The organism is Komarekiella delphini-convector SJRDD-AB1, from assembly GCF_014831675.1.
In the GTDB taxonomy this organism is placed as follows: domain Bacteria; phylum Cyanobacteriota; class Cyanobacteriia; order Cyanobacteriales; family Nostocaceae; genus Komarekiella.
In genome coordinates, this window is the sequence record NZ_VJXY01000003.1 from 55,637 (window position 1) to 75,906 (window position 20,270).

The 20,270-nt window shown below is 40.2% G+C and carries 17 protein-coding genes; 13 read left to right on the forward strand and 4 right to left on the reverse strand.

Annotated features, from left to right (window positions below):
- Positions 1 to 687: 687 nt before the first annotated feature.
- Positions 688 to 1,545, forward strand: coding sequence for an SDR family oxidoreductase (locus FNW02_RS04170; protein ID WP_191756322.1), 858 nt, complete (start codon positions 688 to 690; stop codon positions 1,543 to 1,545).
- Positions 1,546 to 1,860: 315 nt separating this feature from the next.
- Positions 1,861 to 2,874 carry a pentapeptide repeat-containing protein gene (locus FNW02_RS04175; protein ID WP_191756323.1) on the forward strand — a complete coding sequence of 338 codons (1,014 nt, stop codon included), beginning with the start codon at positions 1,861 to 1,863 and terminating at the stop codon, positions 2,872 to 2,874.
- A 97-nt stretch (positions 2,875 to 2,971) separates the two neighbouring features.
- Here FNW02_RS04175 and larC read toward each other — a convergent pair whose 3' ends face one another.
- On the reverse strand, positions 2,972 to 4,249 hold the full coding sequence (larC, locus tag FNW02_RS04180; RefSeq protein ID WP_191756324.1) for a nickel pincer cofactor biosynthesis protein LarC: 1,278 nt from the start codon (positions 4,247 to 4,249) through the stop codon (positions 2,972 to 2,974).
- A 67-nt stretch (positions 4,250 to 4,316) separates the two neighbouring features.
- Between larC and FNW02_RS04185 the strand changes: the two genes are divergently transcribed.
- The 3 genes from FNW02_RS04185 to FNW02_RS04195 all read left to right on the forward strand — a co-directional run bounded on the left by FNW02_RS04185 (position 4,317) and on the right by FNW02_RS04195 (position 7,563).
- Entirely contained in the window at positions 4,317 to 4,976 is a 660-nt protein-coding gene (locus FNW02_RS04185) for an L-threonylcarbamoyladenylate synthase (RefSeq protein ID WP_191756325.1), read from the forward strand.
- A 395-nt stretch (positions 4,977 to 5,371) separates the two neighbouring features.
- The gene (locus FNW02_RS04190) at positions 5,372 to 6,592 is read left to right on the forward strand and encodes a HetZ-related protein (RefSeq protein ID WP_191756326.1); all 1,221 of its coding nucleotides are present in this window, start codon (positions 5,372 to 5,374) and stop codon (positions 6,590 to 6,592) included.
- A gap of 494 nt (positions 6,593 to 7,086) precedes the next feature.
- Positions 7,087 to 7,563, forward strand: a complete 477-nt coding sequence (locus FNW02_RS04195) for a PD-(D/E)XK nuclease superfamily protein (protein WP_191756489.1) — start codon at positions 7,087 to 7,089, stop codon at positions 7,561 to 7,563.
- Here the strand turns inward: FNW02_RS04195 and FNW02_RS04200 are convergent.
- Positions 7,560 to 8,393 (reverse strand): DNA adenine methylase, encoded by an 834-nt coding sequence (locus FNW02_RS04200; protein WP_191756327.1) that lies wholly within the window; start codon positions 8,391 to 8,393, stop codon positions 7,560 to 7,562. The two genes, FNW02_RS04195 and FNW02_RS04200, sit on opposite strands and share 4 nt — an antisense overlap.
- A gap of 164 nt (positions 8,394 to 8,557) precedes the next feature.
- On the opposite strand from FNW02_RS04200, the gene FNW02_RS04205 reads away from it, so the two are divergent.
- From FNW02_RS04205 to FNW02_RS04215, 3 genes are all read left to right on the forward strand, one after another.
- A complete protein-coding gene (locus FNW02_RS04205; RefSeq protein WP_191756328.1) occupies positions 8,558 to 8,764 on the forward strand; it encodes a DUF751 family protein in 207 nt (68 codons plus the stop codon).
- A gap of 134 nt (positions 8,765 to 8,898) precedes the next feature.
- Positions 8,899 to 9,306, forward strand: coding sequence for a 30S ribosome-binding factor RbfA (gene rbfA / locus FNW02_RS04210; RefSeq protein WP_191756329.1), 408 nt, complete (start codon positions 8,899 to 8,901; stop codon positions 9,304 to 9,306).
- Positions 9,307 to 10,215: 909 nt separating this feature from the next.
- The gene (locus tag FNW02_RS04215) at positions 10,216 to 10,452 is read left to right on the forward strand and encodes a DUF4327 family protein (RefSeq protein ID WP_096537447.1); all 237 of its coding nucleotides are present in this window, start codon (positions 10,216 to 10,218) and stop codon (positions 10,450 to 10,452) included.
- 379 nt (positions 10,453 to 10,831) lie between these two features.
- Here FNW02_RS04215 and FNW02_RS04220 read toward each other — a convergent pair whose 3' ends face one another.
- A complete protein-coding gene (locus FNW02_RS04220; protein ID WP_191756330.1) occupies positions 10,832 to 11,185 on the reverse strand; it encodes a hypothetical protein in 354 nt (117 codons plus the stop codon).
- A 534-nt stretch (positions 11,186 to 11,719) separates the two neighbouring features.
- Here FNW02_RS04220 and cdf31 point away from each other — a divergent pair.
- Entirely contained in the window at positions 11,720 to 12,622 is a 903-nt protein-coding gene (gene cdf31, locus FNW02_RS04225) for a CDF family zinc efflux transporter Cdf31 (RefSeq protein ID WP_191756331.1), read from the forward strand.
- Positions 12,623 to 12,718: 96 nt separating this feature from the next.
- On the forward strand, positions 12,719 to 13,933 hold the full coding sequence (locus tag FNW02_RS04230; RefSeq protein ID WP_191756332.1) for an ATP synthase subunit B family protein: 1,215 nt from the start codon (positions 12,719 to 12,721) through the stop codon (positions 13,931 to 13,933).
- Positions 13,934 to 13,949: 16 nt separating this feature from the next.
- Here FNW02_RS04230 and FNW02_RS04235 read toward each other — a convergent pair whose 3' ends face one another.
- Positions 13,950 to 14,354: a response regulator gene (locus FNW02_RS04235; RefSeq protein WP_162395424.1), complete on the reverse strand. Its 405-nt coding sequence runs from the start codon at positions 14,352 to 14,354 to the stop codon at positions 13,950 to 13,952.
- A gap of 372 nt (positions 14,355 to 14,726) precedes the next feature.
- On the opposite strand from FNW02_RS04235, the gene FNW02_RS04240 reads away from it, so the two are divergent.
- The 3 genes from FNW02_RS04240 to FNW02_RS04250 are packed head-to-tail and all read left to right on the forward strand — an operon-like array spanning position 14,727 to position 20,219.
- Positions 14,727 to 16,985 carry an ATP-binding protein gene (locus FNW02_RS04240; protein WP_191756333.1) on the forward strand — a complete coding sequence of 753 codons (2,259 nt, stop codon included), beginning with the start codon at positions 14,727 to 14,729 and terminating at the stop codon, positions 16,983 to 16,985.
- 4 nt (positions 16,986 to 16,989) lie between these two features.
- The gene (locus FNW02_RS04245) at positions 16,990 to 17,445 is read left to right on the forward strand and encodes a response regulator (RefSeq protein ID WP_191756334.1); all 456 of its coding nucleotides are present in this window, start codon (positions 16,990 to 16,992) and stop codon (positions 17,443 to 17,445) included.
- A 2-nt stretch (positions 17,446 to 17,447) separates the two neighbouring features.
- A complete protein-coding gene (locus tag FNW02_RS04250) occupies positions 17,448 to 20,219 on the forward strand; it encodes a hybrid sensor histidine kinase/response regulator (protein WP_191756335.1) in 2,772 nt (923 codons plus the stop codon).
- Positions 20,220 to 20,270 lie beyond the last annotated feature (51 nt).

A 20,270-nucleotide genomic window follows, 5' to 3' on the forward strand; every position in this document is an offset into this window, starting at 1 on the left:
GCGCTTGATAGGCCGTAATCAAAAGGCTACATAACTTCAAACAATGTAATAGGCCCTCTGAACAATTTGTTTGTGCGAAATCGTCCCTATTTCCTTACAAATCAGCAACATCACAGCTTGGTGTTTACCCAACTGACTCACTAGAACAAGGTAGAACTGTAAAGTTGCATGAAGCAACAGTCAATCTCAAAGACTATATTGGGAGGTTATCTATAGTACTTATTGCTTGGAGATTATACACTGTTAAATTCAGTAGTTTTATGACGAAATATTAACTATTAATTCAAATATTCCAAATTAAACCGAAAGTGTGATCGAGTAGCTAAGCGTAAATAAATTAAAGCTTGTAGGAAGGACTTTAGTCCTGATAATCCTTGTTTTGAGCGATAAATCGCTCACTACGAGCTAGGATCTTACATTGTGTTTAATTATACCTATTTATGATGCAAATCTGACTTTGCGATCGCAGTTATTTTTTTATGTGTACAAGACAAAAAAGAACAATCAGCTTAATTTTTATTTCTATCTGTCGTAAAGCTAAACAATAGTAAATTGAAAAATATTTAAATAATTTGTTACTACTGTAGCAGCAACAACAAATCAATTACTCAACAATAAGAATAGCAATAATCAAGAAGTTTGTATGACCAGCATTGGTAAGTAAACATGCTGACGCGGAGAGAATAAATGGTTGTAGAAATTCAACGTACAGTTGTAGTTACAGGCGCATCAACAGGAATTGGTGAGGCATGTGCTTTACTTTTAGATAAGTTGGGTTTCTCTGTCTTTGCTGGTGTACGTAAAGATATTGATGCTCAAAAGCTCAAACAGAAAGCGTCACAAAAACTCATTCCTATTTTTTTAGATGTTACTGACGCTGATTCAATTAAATTTGCAGTTGAAACATTAACAAACGCAGTCGGTAGTCATGGGATTTTAGGTTTAGTAAATAACGCTGGAATTGCCGTTCCAGGCCCGTTAGAATTAGTACCCATTGCCGAATTTCAACAGCAGATGGATGTTAACGTCACCGGACAACTCGCAGTAACACAAGCGTTTCTCGGACTATTACGCCAGGGTCGCGGTCGAATTATTAATATGGGTTCGATTAGTGGTAAAAGTGCCGCCCCGTTGCTTGGAGCTTACAATGCTTCCAAATTTGCGCTGGAAGCAATTACCGATGTCTTGCGTATGGAATTACGACCCTGGGGGATCTCGGTTTCAATTATTGAGCCAGGTGCGATCGCTACCCCAATTTGGGATAAGTCCTTAACTCAAGCTGACATAGCACAACAGAATTTACCTGATTCAGCAAACCATCTCTATGGCCATGCCATGAATGCTGTGCGTAAGAAAGTGGGGATTATCGCGTCCAAAGGAATATCTGCGGATATTGTCGCTCAAGCTGTTGTCCATGCACTCACTGCAAAGCAGCCAAAGACCCGTTATCTTGTTGGACAAGATGCCAAAATCGCAGCAGTCCTCAAGCGTTTTTTGCCCGACAAAGTTTATGACCGTCTAATGTTATATTCAATGGGTTTATAGATTCATTCTAGAAAAGAAAAAATCAAAAAAGCCCGCATGTGACATAGAGTGAAACTAATCACAGGCGGGCTTTTCGTGAGCCAATGCTGTTTACCTTTCTTGCGAGGTCGGGGCTAATTTTAAGAACTGGATATTTTGTACATAATGTCAGTGAAATCTCAGGGTAGCTTTTAAAATTAAAAGTACCCTTAAGGGTACTATATAAAAAAAATAATTTCCGCAAACATAAGGAATCAAAAATATTTGAATTGCTTATTCTATACTAAGTCTCTTATATTATATTTTTCTTCCTTAGCTCTAAAAAAGCTTTATTTTATGGATGTTAACTTAAAAAAACGTTTAAACAAAGTCTGGCAAAAAACAGTCACACGCTGGAAAAATTTCCAAAGTCCAACAAAGGAACGCTTAAACCAAGTTAGGGAGCGAGCAGGTGAAATGTGGAAAAATCAAAAATTATGGATTATTTCAGGTTCTACAATATTGATAGTTTATACAGGTACTTGTATCTTTTATGCACAAAAATCCAATAATCCTACTTTAATTAAACAAACCCCACAAAATGTACTGAAATTACGTCAAACGTTAGCAAAAATTTATAGGGAAAATGACCCATTTGTTCGTGAATTTACATTACAGCAAGAAGCTAAAAATAATAAAGAATCAGTAAATAATTACCGCGAACTGTTGAAAATTTATCCTAGAAATAAAGAATTTCTTCCTCAATACCCAGTACATAAATGGTCTATATTAGCATGGTATTATTGGTTATTTGAAGAAGTTACACTTGCAAAACGAAACGAATTATTAATAAATGGTTTTTTAGCAGTTATAGAAAAAGGTGCTTTAATAACTGTTGCTCTTACATTAGGGCGATGGTTATGGGAAGCCCCGCAGCGAAGAAAGCAGGAACTTTATCAAGCATTACAAGTTACTCACATCATACTTGGTAAACCTATTCAAGATACAAAAATCAATGCTCTTGAAACTTTGAATAGGGATAAAGTTTCTTTACGAGGTTTGACTGCCGAAAAACAAAATTTAGAATACATTAATTTGCAGAATGCTCAACTGCAAGATGCCAACCTCCGTGGAGCCAACCTCCGTAGAGCCAACCTCCGTAGAGCCAACCTCCGTAGAGCCAACCTGCGTGGAGCCAACCTCGATGGAGCCAATCTCCGTGAAGTTAACCTCGATGGAGCCGACCTCCGTGAAGCTGACCTCGATGGAGCCGACCTCCGTGGAGCCACAAATCTAACGATAGATCAAGTCAAGTCTGCTTATTGGGAAGCGGCTATGTATGATAAGGACTTTCGCCAACAGCTAGACTAAATTTATCCTTGTACAAAAGTACTAAATAGCTTTAAAAGCATTGCTACACAATCAATCTAGCTGCATAACGTTTTTTCAACAGAGGTGTTTCTGGGGTCTATTTTCGATTTTCTAAATACCAGCTATGCAGCGCCAACCGCTGAATTTCTCGCCAGGGAATATTATGTTTTCTCGCTAATTCTGCACAATCTTCGTATTCTGGCTGCACATTAGTAATCTGTTTATCTTGTGATTGTCCCCTCCACGCCACCTTGACGCACACCTTACCATATTTAGTTTCTACTTGTTGAATTTCTCGTTGCAAGATGGCACGTTGCCCAGTTGTGCGCCGAATACCTAAAGTAGTGGTTTCGCGGAATAAAACCGTTTCACAACTTAGTAGATTTTCTGGATGACATATTACAGTTAGCAAAATCCCTGGACGAGATTTTTTCATCCCTATCGGCTGGGTAAAAACATCAACCGCACCAGCAGCAAACAAGGCTTCAAACACATAGCCGATCGCCTGGGGATTTAAGTCATCAATTTGAGTTTCTAGAACCGAGATGGTTTCTAAAGTAGGGCTAGTAGCTTCAGAATCGGTAACATTAGACTGTAGACTGGTGCTCTCACCCAACCAGAGGCGTAGTATATTCGGGATGGGTAAATTTAGGGAACCTGCTCCCAGTCCTACTTGCTTGATAGCGATCGCAGGTGGCGCACCAAAATCTCTTGCCAAAGTAGTGGCGATCGCGGCTCCTGTTGGTGTCACCAGTTCTCGTTCAATGCCATTGCTATAAACCGGACAACCCCGCATTTCCCACAACTTCAACACCGCTGGTACTGGTACTGCCATCAAACCATGTGCTGCTCGAACAGTGCCGCCACCTGTCGGGAATGCTGAACAGTATAGTAAGGGCAATCCTTCATTATTACTTGCAATACCTAACCAATCCAACCCTAGGCAAGTACCAACGATATCCGCGATCGCATCTACTGCACCCACCTCATGGAAATGGACTTTTTCTGGAGCAATACCATGCACTGCCCCTTCTGCTACTGCTAGCTGTCGAAATACTGCCAAACTCCAAGCTTCTACCCGTGATGGCAACCCTGCTTGGAGAATCATCCGCTCTATTGCTGGCAGGTGGCGTCCATGATGGTGACTGTGTTCATGATCATGGTCGTGGTGATGAGTTAAATCCACATGAACTTTAGTCGCCTCCTGACCATTACGTTGGACGAGTTCTGCTCTTAATCGGTACTCCCGTTCAATTCCCAACCCATTAAGTTTTTCAACTAGATACTCTACAGGAATCCCTAGACTTACCAAGGCTCCCAGGCACATATCACCAGAAATTCCTGTCGGACATTGAAGATAAGCTATTTTATTCATAGTTATTTGTCAATGAACATTAGTCATTAGTCATTAGTCATTAATTATTCCCCCAATCCCCCGTTCTATGGCAAAAATTTTCTCCGTTCATCCGGACAATCCTCAAATTCGTCGAATAGAGGAAATAAAGTCGGCGCTCTCTAGTGGCGCAGTCATGCTTTATCCTACTGATACAGTTTATGCGATTGGTTGTGATTTGAATGCTAAGTCGGCGGTAGAACGAGTGCGGCAAATTAAGCAGCTAGCGAATGATAAACCACTGACATTTTTATGTCCCTCGCTTTCAAATGTGGCAACTTATGCCTTCGTAAGTGACACAGCCTATCGGATTATGAAGCGCCTAATACCTGGCCCATATACATTTTTGCTCCCAGCGACCAAGTTAGTACCGCGATTAGCGCAAAATCCCAAGCGAAAAACTACTGGGATTCGAGTGCCAAATCATAATGCGTGTTTAGCTTTATTGGCAGCATTAGGTAATCCGATTATTTCGACTTCAGCACACCTGCCACCAGATGAGGCAGATGATGGGATAGATCGAGTAGATTCAGAACCTATTCTGTCACGGGTGGAGTTATTTGACCGTTTGGACAACCTGGTAGATGTAATTGTAGATACTGGTGAGGAGCCTACGTATGAGGTGTCTACTATTTTGGATTTGACAGGAGAGGAAGCAGTGATTACACGACGAGGTTTAGGTTGGGAAGCAGCAGCAGCATGGGTATAAAAAATATACTTCATCGGCACATCCCTTAGTTTCGGAAAATATTATAAAAAGGCTCCAGTTTTGAAATTGTCATATTTCGAGGCGATGTCTACAATGGTCTACGCCTACGCAACGTATAGAGCATAATGGCGACAAAAGTCTGCATAACAAGGCATTTGACAACTTTGAGAAAATCGTGAATACATCTGTATCAGTGTCGATATAGTCACTTGTGAAAAAACCGACACATTGCTATCCCTGTAACCTTTTCGGATTTACTACAGTCTTATATATGAACCTGATATGTGAGCAGTACATACAGCAAGTTTTGATGGATGAATACCAGAAGATTTTTCAGCCAAAACCTGCTGTGTCTGCGTTGTAATTACGGTGCAATACTACTCCCTACAAAAGTTATGAAAGCTAACGTCGTCAATCTACCAAACTCTACACCCGATTTTGAGAACCACGTTTCGACCGAAGAATTATCAGCCAGTAACACTGATAGCTTGATCGAGCTGCTATGTCAGGAAATACCAGATCAAGTGAAAGCAGCACCCAGGTGTGTGCAAGCTTTAGCAAAGCGCATAGCCAAAGAAGTAGAACGCATTTGCGATAAAAGCTCTCGTATCCAAACATCTGGGCAAATCAAGTCTTGGCAAATTACCCTGGGAAGGCATCGTCTGCAAAAGTGCTTACGTTACTACCAACTAGGTTCAAAACAAGGGCGTGTGGAGTTACATAGCACTTTAGGCGCTATGGTTTACCGCCATGTAACTATATCCGGCTCTGAGTTAGGGTTTGAGGCTCGTTACAACCTGATTGAAGATTTTTTGCAAGCATTTTATATCGAAGCTATCAAAGCTTTCCGCAGAGAAAACGAACTACCTGAAGATCACACCCCGCGCACTCAGTTGCAATTGGCGGAATATATGGCGTTTACAGAGCAATATGCTAAACGCCGCATCAATTTACCAGGTGGTGCAAATCAGCAATTAATTATTTTACGTGCTCAAGGTTTTGCTCGTCGCCAACCCCAGGAAACCACTGTAGATATTGAAATGGCGGTGGAGTCTGCTAAAGGTGAAGAAGCAGAATCTTACCAGCGTAACTCGGCAGTGCAACAGCTAAGATCGCAAATGATTGCACAAACTAATTTTGATCCATCTGAAGAGTCAGAACGCGATCGCGTGATCTCGGAATTAATGAAATACTTGGAGTCTCAAGGTCAATCTGACTGCATGAACTACCTCAGTCTCAAACTCCAAGACCTCTCAGCACCAGAAATTGACCAAATTCTCGGTTTAACTAGCCGTCAGCGCGACTATCTGCAACAGCGGTTTAAATACCATGTAGAAAAGTTTGCCAAGCAACACCACTGGCAATTAGTACATCAATGGTTAGGCGCGGGTTTAGAGCAAAAGTTAGGTCTATCTTCTCAGCAATGGGAAGCCTTTGTAAATCAACTCACAGAACAACAACAGCAAATCTTGCAATTGAAAACAGCCCGACAAAACGACCAGGCGATCGCCAAAGTCATCAAATGCACACCAAAACAGCTACAAAAGCGCTGGACTCAACTGTTAGAACTAGCATGGGCTATTCGCAACGGTAATACTGATGCCCAAGCAGGTTAAGCCAAAGCAAAATCATTGAATTTGCCTAAGCTTGATCCCAGTTATTACAGATTTTCCCCATTATTTGACCACAAAAAACTTTTTCTAATTATTTCCCGCTTTAGATTCTGATCCAGGAGAGCGGTCAGAGTCAGGTCAATATAAACTAGATAAATCGCGCTTTATTTGAACCACAATCTTTTAACAACTCATTCCCTATCTAAATTACTAAGTACAATATTAAGTAAAAATTCTGTTCGTAGTGAGCGATTTATCTCTCTATATAAGCTTTTAAAGGGCTGAAGCCTTACTACAAGCTTTTATTCAATTAAGCTCTTTTAGTTAATACATTTGTATTTGTTTAGTACTAAAGTACCAAATATTTTCGATTTTCTAGCTATTAATCAAGCCTTTCGCATCAAAAATCAAAAATTCATATTAAGCAACTAACCATTTGCTACTGCTTCCGTGGAATCCTAGGATAAGCGGGATTTTTGGCAGCAGGATTTAATAGCATGGCTCTGACTCAAGGCGGACGGGCAAATCAAGCAGGAAAGATTCTAGAAAGTAATGTAGAAGCAATCTTGAATGGGCATCATTATTTCCAAGTAGGAAACTATATCCAAAAAGAATTTTTATTAACTGCTAGTTTGTTAGCAAAACGCTATGCCAAGCAAGTTTATATTGGAACAGGAATTTATCAAACTGCCCTGAAGGTTGACTTTTATATTGTTGGTTTACCTATCATGCCATCAGGATTAATTATCGAGTGCAAGTGGCAAGAAAGTGGTGGTTCTGTTGATGAAAAATTTCCTTATTTAAGTATGAATATTCAGTATTCTTACCCAGCACCTACTATTGTAGTTATAGGAGGTGAAGGAATGAGAGAAGGCGCAATTCAATGGTTAAGAAAACAAGTCACATATAATCATAATTTATTAGCAGTTTATAGTTTAGATAGATTTATTGCCTGGGCAAATAAACATTTCTAATATGATGTAATTAATAACTCATAAATCATTCCTCTTTTTTTTGTATTAGAATTTATTGAGCGTGCTGCTACTATAGGGTAAATATTAAAATTAATTTGCTTGTACAACTTTCTAATATATTCACAATCAGAATTACATACCATAACTTTGACACCACGACTTGCTAGTTCAGCACAAGTATCTCTCAAACATTCTTGGTCTTTTTCATCAAAAGAATTTTGACTATAACCAGTAAAATAACTAGTGCTACTTATAGGATGATAAGGTGGGTCGCAGAAGACAAAATCATTATTGCTGGCTGCATAATTTAGCATATCTGCAAAATCTGCTTGTTTAATCTCAGATGTAGAAAGTGCGACTGAAGCTGCTCGCAATAAATCTTCAGGGCAGATATTGGGATTTTCGTATCTACCTAATGGCACATTAAATTTTCCCTGTGAGTTGACGCGATAAAGACCATTAAAACAAGTTTTATTGAGATAAATTAGACGAGCAGCTTTCTCTAAATCAGTAAACTTTAAGTTAGCTCGCATACTGTAGTAATAATCTCTATTATGTCGGATTTTATGATCTTTTAAAAGAGAAATCAATTCCTCGACGTTATCCCTAACACAACGATATGTTGTAATTAATTCGGCGTTAATATCAGTTAAAATTGCTGTGGTTGGTTGGAGATAGAAAAAAACAGCACCACCACCTAAGAATGGCTCATAGTAAGTTTGATAGCTTCTAGGAAAATAAGGAATATATTGCTGAATTAACCTACTTTTACCCCCTGCCCACTTCAAAAATGGACGCGGGCAAGTCTCCTTTGGGATTTGAATTACCATTTACTTCCGATTTAACTGAAATAATTGCTACTAAATATAGCTAATATAGCTGACGAACCATATTTTATATTAACTGGTTAATTTTCCAGCCGCATAGATTACAATTGAATAGATAAATCACATGAAAACAAACGTAAGTATATAACGAGGCAGTTTAAATTCAGATGTTTGACGGATTTTGGGATAACGTATTTCGCTACCCCCGCTACTTCATTACTGTGCTCTTAGGCGTGTTTTTGAACACCTTTGAGCCATTGATGCCGCTGTTGAAGCGTCCCATCACTTTGATTGCCATCTTAGGTTTATTTATTAGCACTCTGGTATTTATTACTTTCACCTTACGTGCAATGCTGGGTTTGAGTACAATCTAGACTAAGATTTTGCCCTGCGGACAGTTTCTTTTAATGTTGCGTAGTTTTTGCCCAACCTAGGCATCGCCAAATACTGTCTACCCAACTTGCATCTATATTATGTTACACAACCTCTGTGTGGAGGCGAAATTATTATGGCTACAAATCGCCGCGTTTCCCGCGTTGCTGAACTAATCAAACGGGAAGTTAGCCAAATGCTGCTCAATGGCATTAAGGATGACCGTGTGGCTACGGGAATGGTGAGCGTTACCGATGTTGATGTTTCTGGCGATCTTCAACACGCCAAAATCTACATCAGCATCTATGGTACAGACGAAGCTAAGGCAGAAACAATGGCAGGCTTAAAGTCGGCGACGGGTTACGTCCGCAGCGAACTTGGGGCGCGGGTGAGGCTACGTCGGACACCAGAGGTGGTTTTTATCGAAGACCGCTCCATTGAACGGGGTAATAAAGTGCTGTCGCTGTTGAACCAACTCAAGCATGAGCGTCCAGCAGAAAATCTGGCTGCTGTAGAGGAAGGTACAAATGAAGATGATGAATAATCTCGTAAATAAGTAATTTAAATAACAATGTAACTTTAGAACAATTAATCTCTAGGAATTCGCCAAACAGTTTACAGACGTGATTTGATCACGTCTGTTTTAATTTGACTATACTTATTTCAGGTTTTGGTAGTTGCATATATATGCTTTTTGGTTGTCTTGGTTTGCGTTTCTACTCTACTGTAAGGGATGCACTTTTCAGGTGGTTGACTCACTGGCCCTTCTGTACAGATACTTAAATACTGTGAGTAAGTACATAGTTAATGGTAAAATATTTTACAATAAAAATCGAATATTACCTGATATCAGCGAATTTTCGCTAATTCATGATGCAAAACAAGTGTTTATCCTGAATCATCTGTGTAACTTAAGTGTTGTAATTGACTGGGGGGTTACGTAATTATTGAAAAAATTGATAACAAATGCTAGGCTAAAAGCTTTCGTGGTGTACGTTAACAAATTATGTTTTGCAACATTTTATACCTTGCCTCTTGGCACATATTTCTGACTAGTTTTCCTTTGGACAAACACTAGTAGCCCTAGGCAGAGCTTTACGGTGATTAATTAGCACATTAAGCGATCGCCAGATGAATTATTCCCGCGCACCAAATTATGTTTTTAGCCAGCTACAGCAAAACTTTCAGACCTGTTGAATCGGAGTCACACAGCCAGCCTGACAGGTTAAGTTAACTACTCTGACATTCTTAATGTGAAGCAGATGTTAGGCAAATGTCAGGAAACGTTGACTTTATTAACATATCTTTAAATAATTTTAGGGTCTGTAGCGTCAAAATGGAAACAGTTCCGTATAGCAAACTACAAAACCCTAGCCACAAGTCTAACTTTGCTATGTTTGTTCTCAATAGATGACGGGAACACTATTTACGTGTAAATTTGTGAGTAAAAACCATGAGTGTCAATACGGTGCCCTCTATCAATTACTACTCTCTAGACGTGATCCAGGACGAAGCACGCCGACTAGTGCAAAAGGGAATGGTCAGCAGACAGCAACCAATATATACACTCTGCCAATACATTCCAGCCAGAGAATGGGTTTGTGTTGAATGTGAATTAGAGAAATGTGACTTTCTGTTACGCGATCGCATTGGCGACCTGATTGGTCGTGAAGAATGGGATAACGACTAATCAAGGTTTAATTTCGGATTTTGGGTTGGGAGTTTATTTTCGATGTCTGGATTTCAGCATAAAAGATTCAAAACCCAATCTGAGGGATAATCTCTGTTTTTATTAGCATTGCCCGATTCAGAATCTTCCATTTTCCATAAACGCAGAAGCATTAGAGCCTGAATTTATACAATTTTTCAAATTAACCTGGGTCTCGCTAACGCCTATGGCGAAAGGCGAATGCATCGGAACAAATTGCTTGTGTATCCATTTCTACAACTTGAGTGTACTATGTAGATTCCCTGTCCGGGGCTGTTCTCAATATGGAACTGCTCCGGTCATTTTTTTAGGAGTACTTTCATCCGCGTCGCCTCAAGGCTGAGTCCCAATAGTTTTCGGATTATCCTACTTGATCTAAATATTGATTAATATCCTCAATAATGCGAGTAAGCTCAGCTTCCGTAGTCAAGCGGATATTGACATTGCGGACGGTAAGCAAGACTTTTGCGGCGAAGGGAGTCGGCCAGATATTAGGATTGCAGAAAACTTCTAGAAATACCTCGCCCGTATAACGATATTCCAGAGGAGGCTGAGGAATAACTTTACCACCGCCAGGAGTGGGTTTAGCGGCGACAGCTTTTAAACGCTCCATTAATTTATCTGTTGCTGCTTTTAATTCTCGTGCTGCTTGGGCTGAAAAACTAAAGGAGACAGAACCTTCAATTAGATTGAGTGTTAGAGGAGTTGAAGACATAAGTTTTTTATTAAAGCTTCTTGATAATTACTAATATTACCAAAATACGTGGTCAAGCCTGATGCTTTCAGACCAGAGGTAGAGATAATTCAAAAAGCGTTTATCCAAGAAAACGATAACGGACGCATGGAACCGGAAATACAGAATTTGCTTACTGAGTTATAAAACAAACGAATTTCAGAGGAAAATGATAGTTTTTCTTTAGTTAGCCCTGGTTTAAACAAAATCCTTTTCATGGGGCTAATTTTGACACGGTGGTGTGAACTTACTGGAGCATTTAGAGACAGAGAAAATTAATTAAAATTACCTTACTATTAATGCTAAAAATATGCTGTTATTAACAAAGTCACTATCAACCTATATCAAGCTTATAGCTGCTGTTAGTTAAAAATAATCTCAATAAATCTAGATAAAATTAGAGGTTATAGAGAGCTTTAATCCTGATTGCGTCAGACTTTGATACATTTTATTTGTATTTATTTGTGTTTTGAGTTTTACATTAGAAGTCATAGAACTTAATTTGATAAATTCTCTATGACTTACGATAACCGTGCCGAAGTGCGAAAGGTTTTGATTATCACTCTACTGCTCAATCTATTTGTAATGGGTTTGAAAGCAGTTGTTGGCTATTCGACAGGTTCTTTAAGCTTGTTAGCTGACGCTCTGCACAGTGTTACCGATAGTGCAAATAATATTTTAGGATTAGTTGCTAGTAAGTTTTCTTCTCCACAACCCGATCGCGAACATCCCTACGGACACCACAAATTTGAAGCTGTAGGAGCTTTAGGAATTGCTGCTTTTTTAGGAATAGCCTGCTTTGAAATTCTGCAAGGAGCCATCGAACGAATTATCAAAGGTGGCGAACCTGTGAGAATTTCACTACCTGAGTTGTGGTTATTACTAATTGTGCTAGGCGTAAATATTTTTGTGGCGTTTTACGAGCGTAGCGTGGGTAAGCGGGTAGGTAGCCTAATTTTAATCGCTGACGCTACACATACAATGAGCGATATTTGGGTGACAATATCTGTAATTGGCGGTTTGATCGGGGTTTGGCTAGGTTATCAATGGATGGATATAGTGTTAGCCTTTCCCGTTGCTTTGTTGGTATTTTGGAGTGGTTGGTCAGTTTTAAAAGAGAATTTACCTTGGCTAGTGGATCAAATGGCGATCGCACCAGAAGCAATACATGCGATCGCTACTTCTGTTCCTGGCGTGGTTAACTGTCATGATATCGCCTCTCGCGGTGTTCTTGGTCGCCAAGTGTTTATAGAAATGCATTTAATAGTAGATGCACCAGATGTTGAAACTGCTCACCACATCACCGAAGAAGTAGAAAGCCGACTATCAGAGCGCTTTAGTCCCGTGAGGATTCTAATTCACGTCGAGCCACCTGCATATAAGTCTGAATATATTAGCTTTGAGGCTGGAGCAAAATAGCCTCTCGAAGAAAGAAGCCAGGTATCTTTTTATTCTATGATTTAGGATTGCTATAGAGATGCTGTAATGGAATAAATAACACAGCATAATTCTCAAATGCGCCGCTTATTAGTAAATTTTATCTGTGGCTTGCTAATAGTAGTTCCACTCTCTAGCGAGGCGAGTCCACAACAGTCTCATGTTTGTCAAAGTACTCAGTCAACACCAAAATTTTTAGTTGTGGGTGGTGGTGGTGCGCCTTCTTTCAACGAAATTGCTTTAGAGAAAAATGTGCTTTTCTTTCAGCGCACTCTGCAATTCATGGGGTACGAGCCAAAGCAAGTTGCATCTATTTTCTTTGCCAATGGTAACGATGGACAAGCCTCTATCCGCTATATTGATCAACAGGGAAGACAGCAATTTAAACGACCAAATATTCCCTATCTCCAAGGTGCTATTACTTTAAAGAATTTAGAGCGTTATTTTCAACAGCTAGCACAACAGAAAAACTCTAAAACTTCATTTTTATATTTCACAGGACATGGAGGATTGAATGAACAAGATTTAGATAACAATTCTTTTTACTTGTGGAATAAGCAACAGCTGAGTGTGAGACAGTTTTCTCAAATGTTGGACAAAGTATCTCCAAAAACACCTGTTGTTGCAATGATGGCTCAGTGTTTTTCTGGCTCTTTTGCTAATTTTATTTACGAGGGAGGAGATCCCAAACGTCCTGTCGCACTTCAGACGCGTTGTGGTTTCTTTGCTACGATTAAAAGTTTACCTTCAGTAGGCTGTACGCCAGAGGTTAATGAAGCTGATTATCGAGATTATAGTTCTAGTTTTTTTGCTGGTTTGAGTGGACGCGATCGCACAGGAAAAGCTGTTAGCTCCGCCGACTACAATAAAGATGGACGAGTTGCCTATGCTGAAGCTCATGCGTTCGCTAAAGTCGATGAAAAATCTATAGATTTACCGATATCCACTTCTGAAGCTTGGTTGCAAAACAAATTTTCTGCAAAACTAGAAAAAACAATTTTCAGTCAATCAATTAGCCAAATTTTACAGACTGCTCGTCCAGAACAAAGCTACGTAGTTAATTCTTTAGTCAACAGGTTTGAGTTAGACAAGCAAAAGCCTGTTTTGCAAAACTTGAACAGTGTAAATAGTCAAAAAATTCAAACTGATGAACAGCAAGCTGATCTCAAACGTCTGGAGATGGAACTAATTAACATCGCTGTTGAAAAGCAAATCCGCACTGCGGGTAATCAAAAAGATATTAATACGCTTGAGCGTTTAGTGAAGTGCGAAAGTGGTTCTTGGAAAAAATAAATACCAAGAATAACAATTACCAATTACAAGAAGCAACCAAACCAGCAACAATTGCAACTAGTTCTTCTGGATCAATGGGTTTAGAAACATGAGTATGAAAGCCAGCTTCTAAGGCGCGGATACGATCCTCGCTATCACCATAGGCTGTTAAGGCAATAGCGGGGACTTGTCCACCATTATCTGGCTTTTGCGCTCTTACCTTGCGGATCAGAGTGTAGCCATCTTCACCAGGCATAGCAATATCAGAAATCAATACATCGGGTTGCAATTCAGGTAACACTTGGCGTGCTGCTGCTGCTGATGCGACTGCCATGACGGTGGCTCCATCTGCTTCCAAGACAGTAGTAATATAAAAGCGAGTATCATCATCATCATCAACTACAAGGATATTTAAGCCAGCAAGCGAGAGAGGAGGTTCCATAACATCTCCATTAACGTTAGAAAAATGAGAATAATTGCTAATAAACTAGTTGTTTTCTCAAGTGACACATTATTGGCAATTTTACTGCGATCGCGCCAATTTTACCTAGAGAATAACTCAATTTCTCTAGCCATGATCCTATTTGCAGCTAATTGTTTATTAGCATTTGTAATTCATTCCTATTTTGAATTCTGTGTATGTTTATATTCATTGATATTTATAAATTTCTCTTTGACAAACAGCAAACTAATGAGAAAATTTTATTTAAATCTAATTACGTCTAACTTTAGATATATTTCTATAGATATATCAAACCTAAAATTTCATAACTAAATCTAATCAAGACATACTTGTAATCATTGGTACTAAGACGTGAACGCTAAAGATATTATCACTCCTTTCCAAGTTGAACTCACTAACTATGACTTAGAGCCAATTCATATTCCTGGCTCGATTCAACCTCATGGAGTCCTTTTAGCATTAAAAGAGCCAGAGTTAACTATCCTGCAAAGTAGCAATAATATATCCCATTTTTTGGGTATGAGTCCAGAAGAATTGCTAAATCAACCTTTGAGTAAATTACTTGAACCTGAGCAAATCAATTTTTTGCAAGATTGTTTATTACAGGAAGATTTGCAATTTACCAATCCTATTGAATTTACAATTAAATCAGGAAACAAGTCTGTACACTTTGATGGGATTATTCATCGCAGTGATCAAGTTTTGATTCTAGAGTTAGAACCTGCAATTTTAGAAAAAAGTAACGCATTTTTTAAATTTTATCACTTAGTTAAACAGACTATATCTAAGTTGCAAGTTGCATCATCTGTCACAGAAATTAGCCAAGTTCTAGTCAAAGAAGTAAAAAAAATCACTGGCTTTGATCGGGTAATGGTCTATCGATTTGATGATAATTATAACGGTATAGTTATTGCTGACGATAAGCCAGAATATCTCGCTTCATACTTAGGTTTACACTACCCCGCTTTAGATATTCCCCCACAAGCTAGAGAACTCTTCAGCCAAAACTGGCTGAGGCTGATACCAGATGCTAACTACGAACCAGCAGCAATTGTACCTGCAAATAATCCTTTGACTGAACAGCCTTTAAATTTAAGTAGGTCGGTGTTGCGGAGTGTTTCGCCTTGCCACATTGAGTATTTGCACAATATGGGCGTAACCGCATCAATGTCAATTTCCATTATGAAAAATAAAAAACTTTGGGGACTCATTGCTTGCCATCACCAATCACCTAAATTTCTTCCCTATGAAATTCGTAATGCCTGTGAATTTTTGGGGCAAATGACATCTTTAGAACTGGGCGCTAAAGAAGATAGCGAAGATTCTGAATATAAGATCCAGTTAAAATCTGTCCATAGCAAATTAGTGGAATATATGTCGGCAGAAACAAACTTTATTCAGGGTTTGATTAACTATCAACCAAATTTACTTAATCTCGTGAATGCCCAAGGAGCGGCAGTATCTTTTGAAGGAGAATATTTTACTGTTGGTAATACTCCAGAAAAGCCGGATATTAAACATTTGGTGGAATGGATTTATCAAAACTTGCAAGAGGAAATTTTATATACTGATGCATTATCACAAGTTTATCCAGAGGCAGAAAAATTTCAAGATGTAGCTAGTGGTTTGATGGCGTTTTCTTTTTCCAAAACTCAAAAAAACTTTGTTTTGTGGTTCCGCCCAGAAGTGGTGCAAACTGTAAATTGGGGAGGGAATCCGAGTAAAATTGTAGAAGTGAAGGCAAATGGCAATTTGCGTTTATCACCCCGCAAGTCTTTTGAATTATGGAAAGAAACAGTCAGGTTAAAATCTCTTCCCTGGAAATATTGTGAGGTGAATGCAGCACTGGAGTTAAGAAGTGCAATTATTGGCGTGGTGCTGCGGAAGGCAGATGAACTAGCGCAGTTGAATATCGAACTAGAACGTAGTAATAACGAATTGGATGCTTTTGCTTACATTGCTTCTCATGATTTGAAAGAACCACTGCGGGGGATTCATAATTATTCTAATTTTCTAATTGAAGACTACGGCGAAACCCTCAACGACGAGGGAAGAGACAAGTTAAGAACTTTGATTCGTCTCACCCAGCGGATGGAGGATTTAATCGATTCGCTGCTGCATTTTTCCCGCTTGGGAAGGGTGGATCTTTCCATGCAGCAAACCGACATCAATAGTGTTGTCAATCGAAGTTTAGATCTGTTGAGCGCTCGAATTGAGCAAATGCAGATAAAAATCTGTATTCCTAGACCGTTACCATTAGTGTATTGCGATCGCGTCCAGATAGGTGAAGTCTTCAACAACCTGATTGCCAACGCCATTAAATACAACGACAAAACCGAAAAATGGATTGAAATTGGCTATATTGACCACCCCACAGCACCAGTCATTTTCTACGTGCGAGATAACGGTATTGGTATTCGAGAAAAACATTTTGAGTCAATTTTCCGCATCTTCAAACGACTACACGGCCCAAACAAATATGGCGGTGGTACAGGGGCGGGGCTAACCATTACAAAAAAAATTGTGGAACGACATGGCGGTAAAATCTGGGTGGAGTCAACTTATGGCGAAGGTAGTACCTTCTATTTCACATTGCAGGAAGTGGACTGAACCCATGATTTGCAAAACCGCTCAACCCTTGTTAGTGATTGAAGACAGTGACGAAGACTTTGAAGCTCTGCGTCGAGTCATGCACCGACAAGCCGTAATCAATCCTGTCTTTCGCTGTACCGATGGCGATGAAGCGTTGGATTTTCTCTACCACAAGGGCCCCTACAGCGATGCTCAAAGGTTTCCCTGTCCTTCAATTATTTTGCTCGACTTGAATTTACCGGGAACCGATGGACGAGAAGTCTTAGAGCAAATCAAACAAGATCAAGACTTAAAAATTATTCCTGTAGTTGTATTTACTACTTCTTCTAACCCTAGAGATATTGAAATATGTTATCGCTGCTGTGTTGCTAGTTATATTTTGAAACCAATCGATATCAACAGACTAGTACAAACGATTCAAAGCTTCATAACCTATTGGTTGGATATTGCGATTCTCCCTAATGCTGCTAGCAAGTAGTCATGGCACAACCGCTAACCATTTTAATCATCGACGATTCTCCTGAAGACCGCCAGGCTTATCGTCGCTATCTGCTGCAAGACCGGGAACACAGCTACACAATTCTCGAAGAAGAATCGGGAGAAGGAGCGCTGGCACTATGTCGGCAGTTTCAGCCTGATGGGATCTTATTAGACTTTCTGCTGCCAGACTTGGATGGGCTGGAATTTATGGCGGAATTAAAACAGCAGACACAGGGAGCCATGCCTGTTGTGATCATGTTAACTGGGTATGGCAACGAAGTTGTGGCTGTCCAGGCGATGAAAAGTGGCGTTCAAGACTATCTGGTCAAGGGACAGACGACGGCGGAGCGTTTGCGCTCTACTATCCACTCGGCAATCAAAAATGCTCAGTTACGTCAAGAACTGCAACGCAGTGAGGAGCGTTTCCGCACTTCGGTTGAGAATATGCTGGATTGTTTTGGTATTTATTCAGCTATTCGGAATGAAACGGCTGAAATAGTGGACTTTCAAGTTGATTATGTGAATGCTGCTGCTTGTGAATTTAACCGCATGAGTCAGGAGGAACAGCAAAGCAAAAGCTTGTGCAAAATTCTACTTAATTTTCGAGAAAGTGGCTTGTTTAATGAGTGTTGCCAAGTTGTGGAAACGGGCAAGCCTTTGGCGAAAGAATCACTTACCTACACTTCCTTTAATAGCAAGCAGCAGTTAACCAAAGCCGTTGATATTCGGATCACCAAAATGGGAGATGGCTTTGTCGCTTCTTGGCGGGATGTGACTGAAAAAAAGCAGGCAGAGCAACGGTTGCAGGAGAGCCAACGTTTCATTGAACGCATCGCCGAAACAACTCCAGGAATTTTGTACGTTTACGACCTCTTAGAAGCGCGGAATATCTATCTCAATGGTCAGGTTAATAAATTGCTTGGCTACACTCCTCAACAAATTCAAGATATGGGAGCCGAGTTCCTGATCAATTTAATGCATCCTGATGATTTAGCTCGCTCACCTGTTATAGATACACGATTTGACACAGTTAAAGATGGTGACATTCTAGAAAATGAGTATCGGATGCGACACGCTAATGGGGAATGGCGCTGGTTTTGTAGTCGAGATACTGTATTTACTAGGAATGCTGACGGTTCACCCCACCAGATTATTGGTACAACCTTTGACATTACAGAACGCAAGCAAGTGGAGGAAAAGCTACGCTTAAGTAATGAGCGTTTCCAACTGGCGGCGGCAGCAGTCAATTGTTTAATTTATGACTGGGATATTGAAAGAAATACGGTTGACAGAACTGAGGGGCTAACCAGAATTTTGGGTTACTCCTTAGAAGAGACACAAGCAACTCATCAATGGTGGAGAGAGCAAACTCATCCCGAAGATAGAGAGCTTTTAGGTAACTACTTTCGGGCTATGTCTGCCAATCAAAATCACTATGCTGTTGAATACAGAACGCTTCACAAAGATCAGCAATATCGGTATGTGCTAGATCAAGGAGTAATTAAACGAAATGCCAAGGGGCAGCCAGTAAGGGCAGTTGGCAGTACAACAGATATTAGCGATCGCAAGCATGCGGAAGTCGCCTTGCGTCAAAGCGAGGAACGCTACCGCTACTTATCTGATGCCATGCCACAACTCGTCTGGATTTGCAATGCTAGCGGTGAATACGAGCATGTCAATCAACGATGGTGTGAATTTACTGGACAACCAATTAAGGAAGCGCTGGGATTTGGCTGGACAAAAGTTTTACATCCAGAAGACATTCAACCAGCTATCCAGGCATGGGTAGAATCTGTGCGGACAGGTGAACTTTACGAACATGAAATGCGTTATCGACGGTTTGACGGCATATATCGCTGGCATTTAGCCAGAGGTTTGCCGATCAAGGACGAGCAAGGACGTGTCATGAAATGGTTTGGCACAAGTACAGATATAGATGATCGCAAGCAGTTAGAAGCTGAACGTAATCTGCTTTTGCAACTTGAGCAAACCGCCCGCGCTGAAGCTGAAGCTGCTAACCGCACTAAAGATGAGTTTGTCGCAATGGTATCCCATGACCTGCGATCACCACTCAATGCCATTCTTGGCTGGGCGAAAATACTGCGGACTCGGCAACTTGATTCAGATAATATGAACCGCGCTCTCGAAACCATTGAAAGCAATGCTAAGTCCCAAGCAAAACTTTTGGAAGACCTGCTGGATATGTCTCGCATCATCCGCGGCAAGCTACAGCTTGAGTTTAGCCAAGTTAATTTAGGGGCAATTATCGGAGTAGCGATCGAAACTGTCTACCCATCCGCAAATGCTAAGAATATTAGTTTAGAGTCCACACTTGACAGGTCAATTCCAGCAATTTCTGCCGATATCAACCGTTTACTGCAAGTTTTAGGGAATATACTCTCGAATGCCATTAAATTTACTCCGCCAGGAGGACGGGTAGAAGTACGGTTATCGACTTGTTCTAAATCAACCTCTCCCGACTCAGCACTCTCCACTCCTGACGGGCTAAACGCCCCGCTATCGCTAACAGCACTCATACAAGTAAGTGATACAGGTATCGGTATCAGCCCAGAGTTACTGCCCCATGTTTTTGAACGCTATCATCAGGGACATTCCACTCACAAAGGTGGTTTAGGATTAGGTTTAGCGATCGCTCGTCATTTAGTAGAATTACATGGCGGCACTATTCAAGCCACTAGTCCAGGCGTTGGACAAGGAGCTACTTTCACCGTCAAGCTACCTTTATCAGCCAAGAACTTAACTGGCGTCTGAATTCTTGGAAAAGTTGGCTAATTCTATTACTGGCATGGATACAGACTAGAG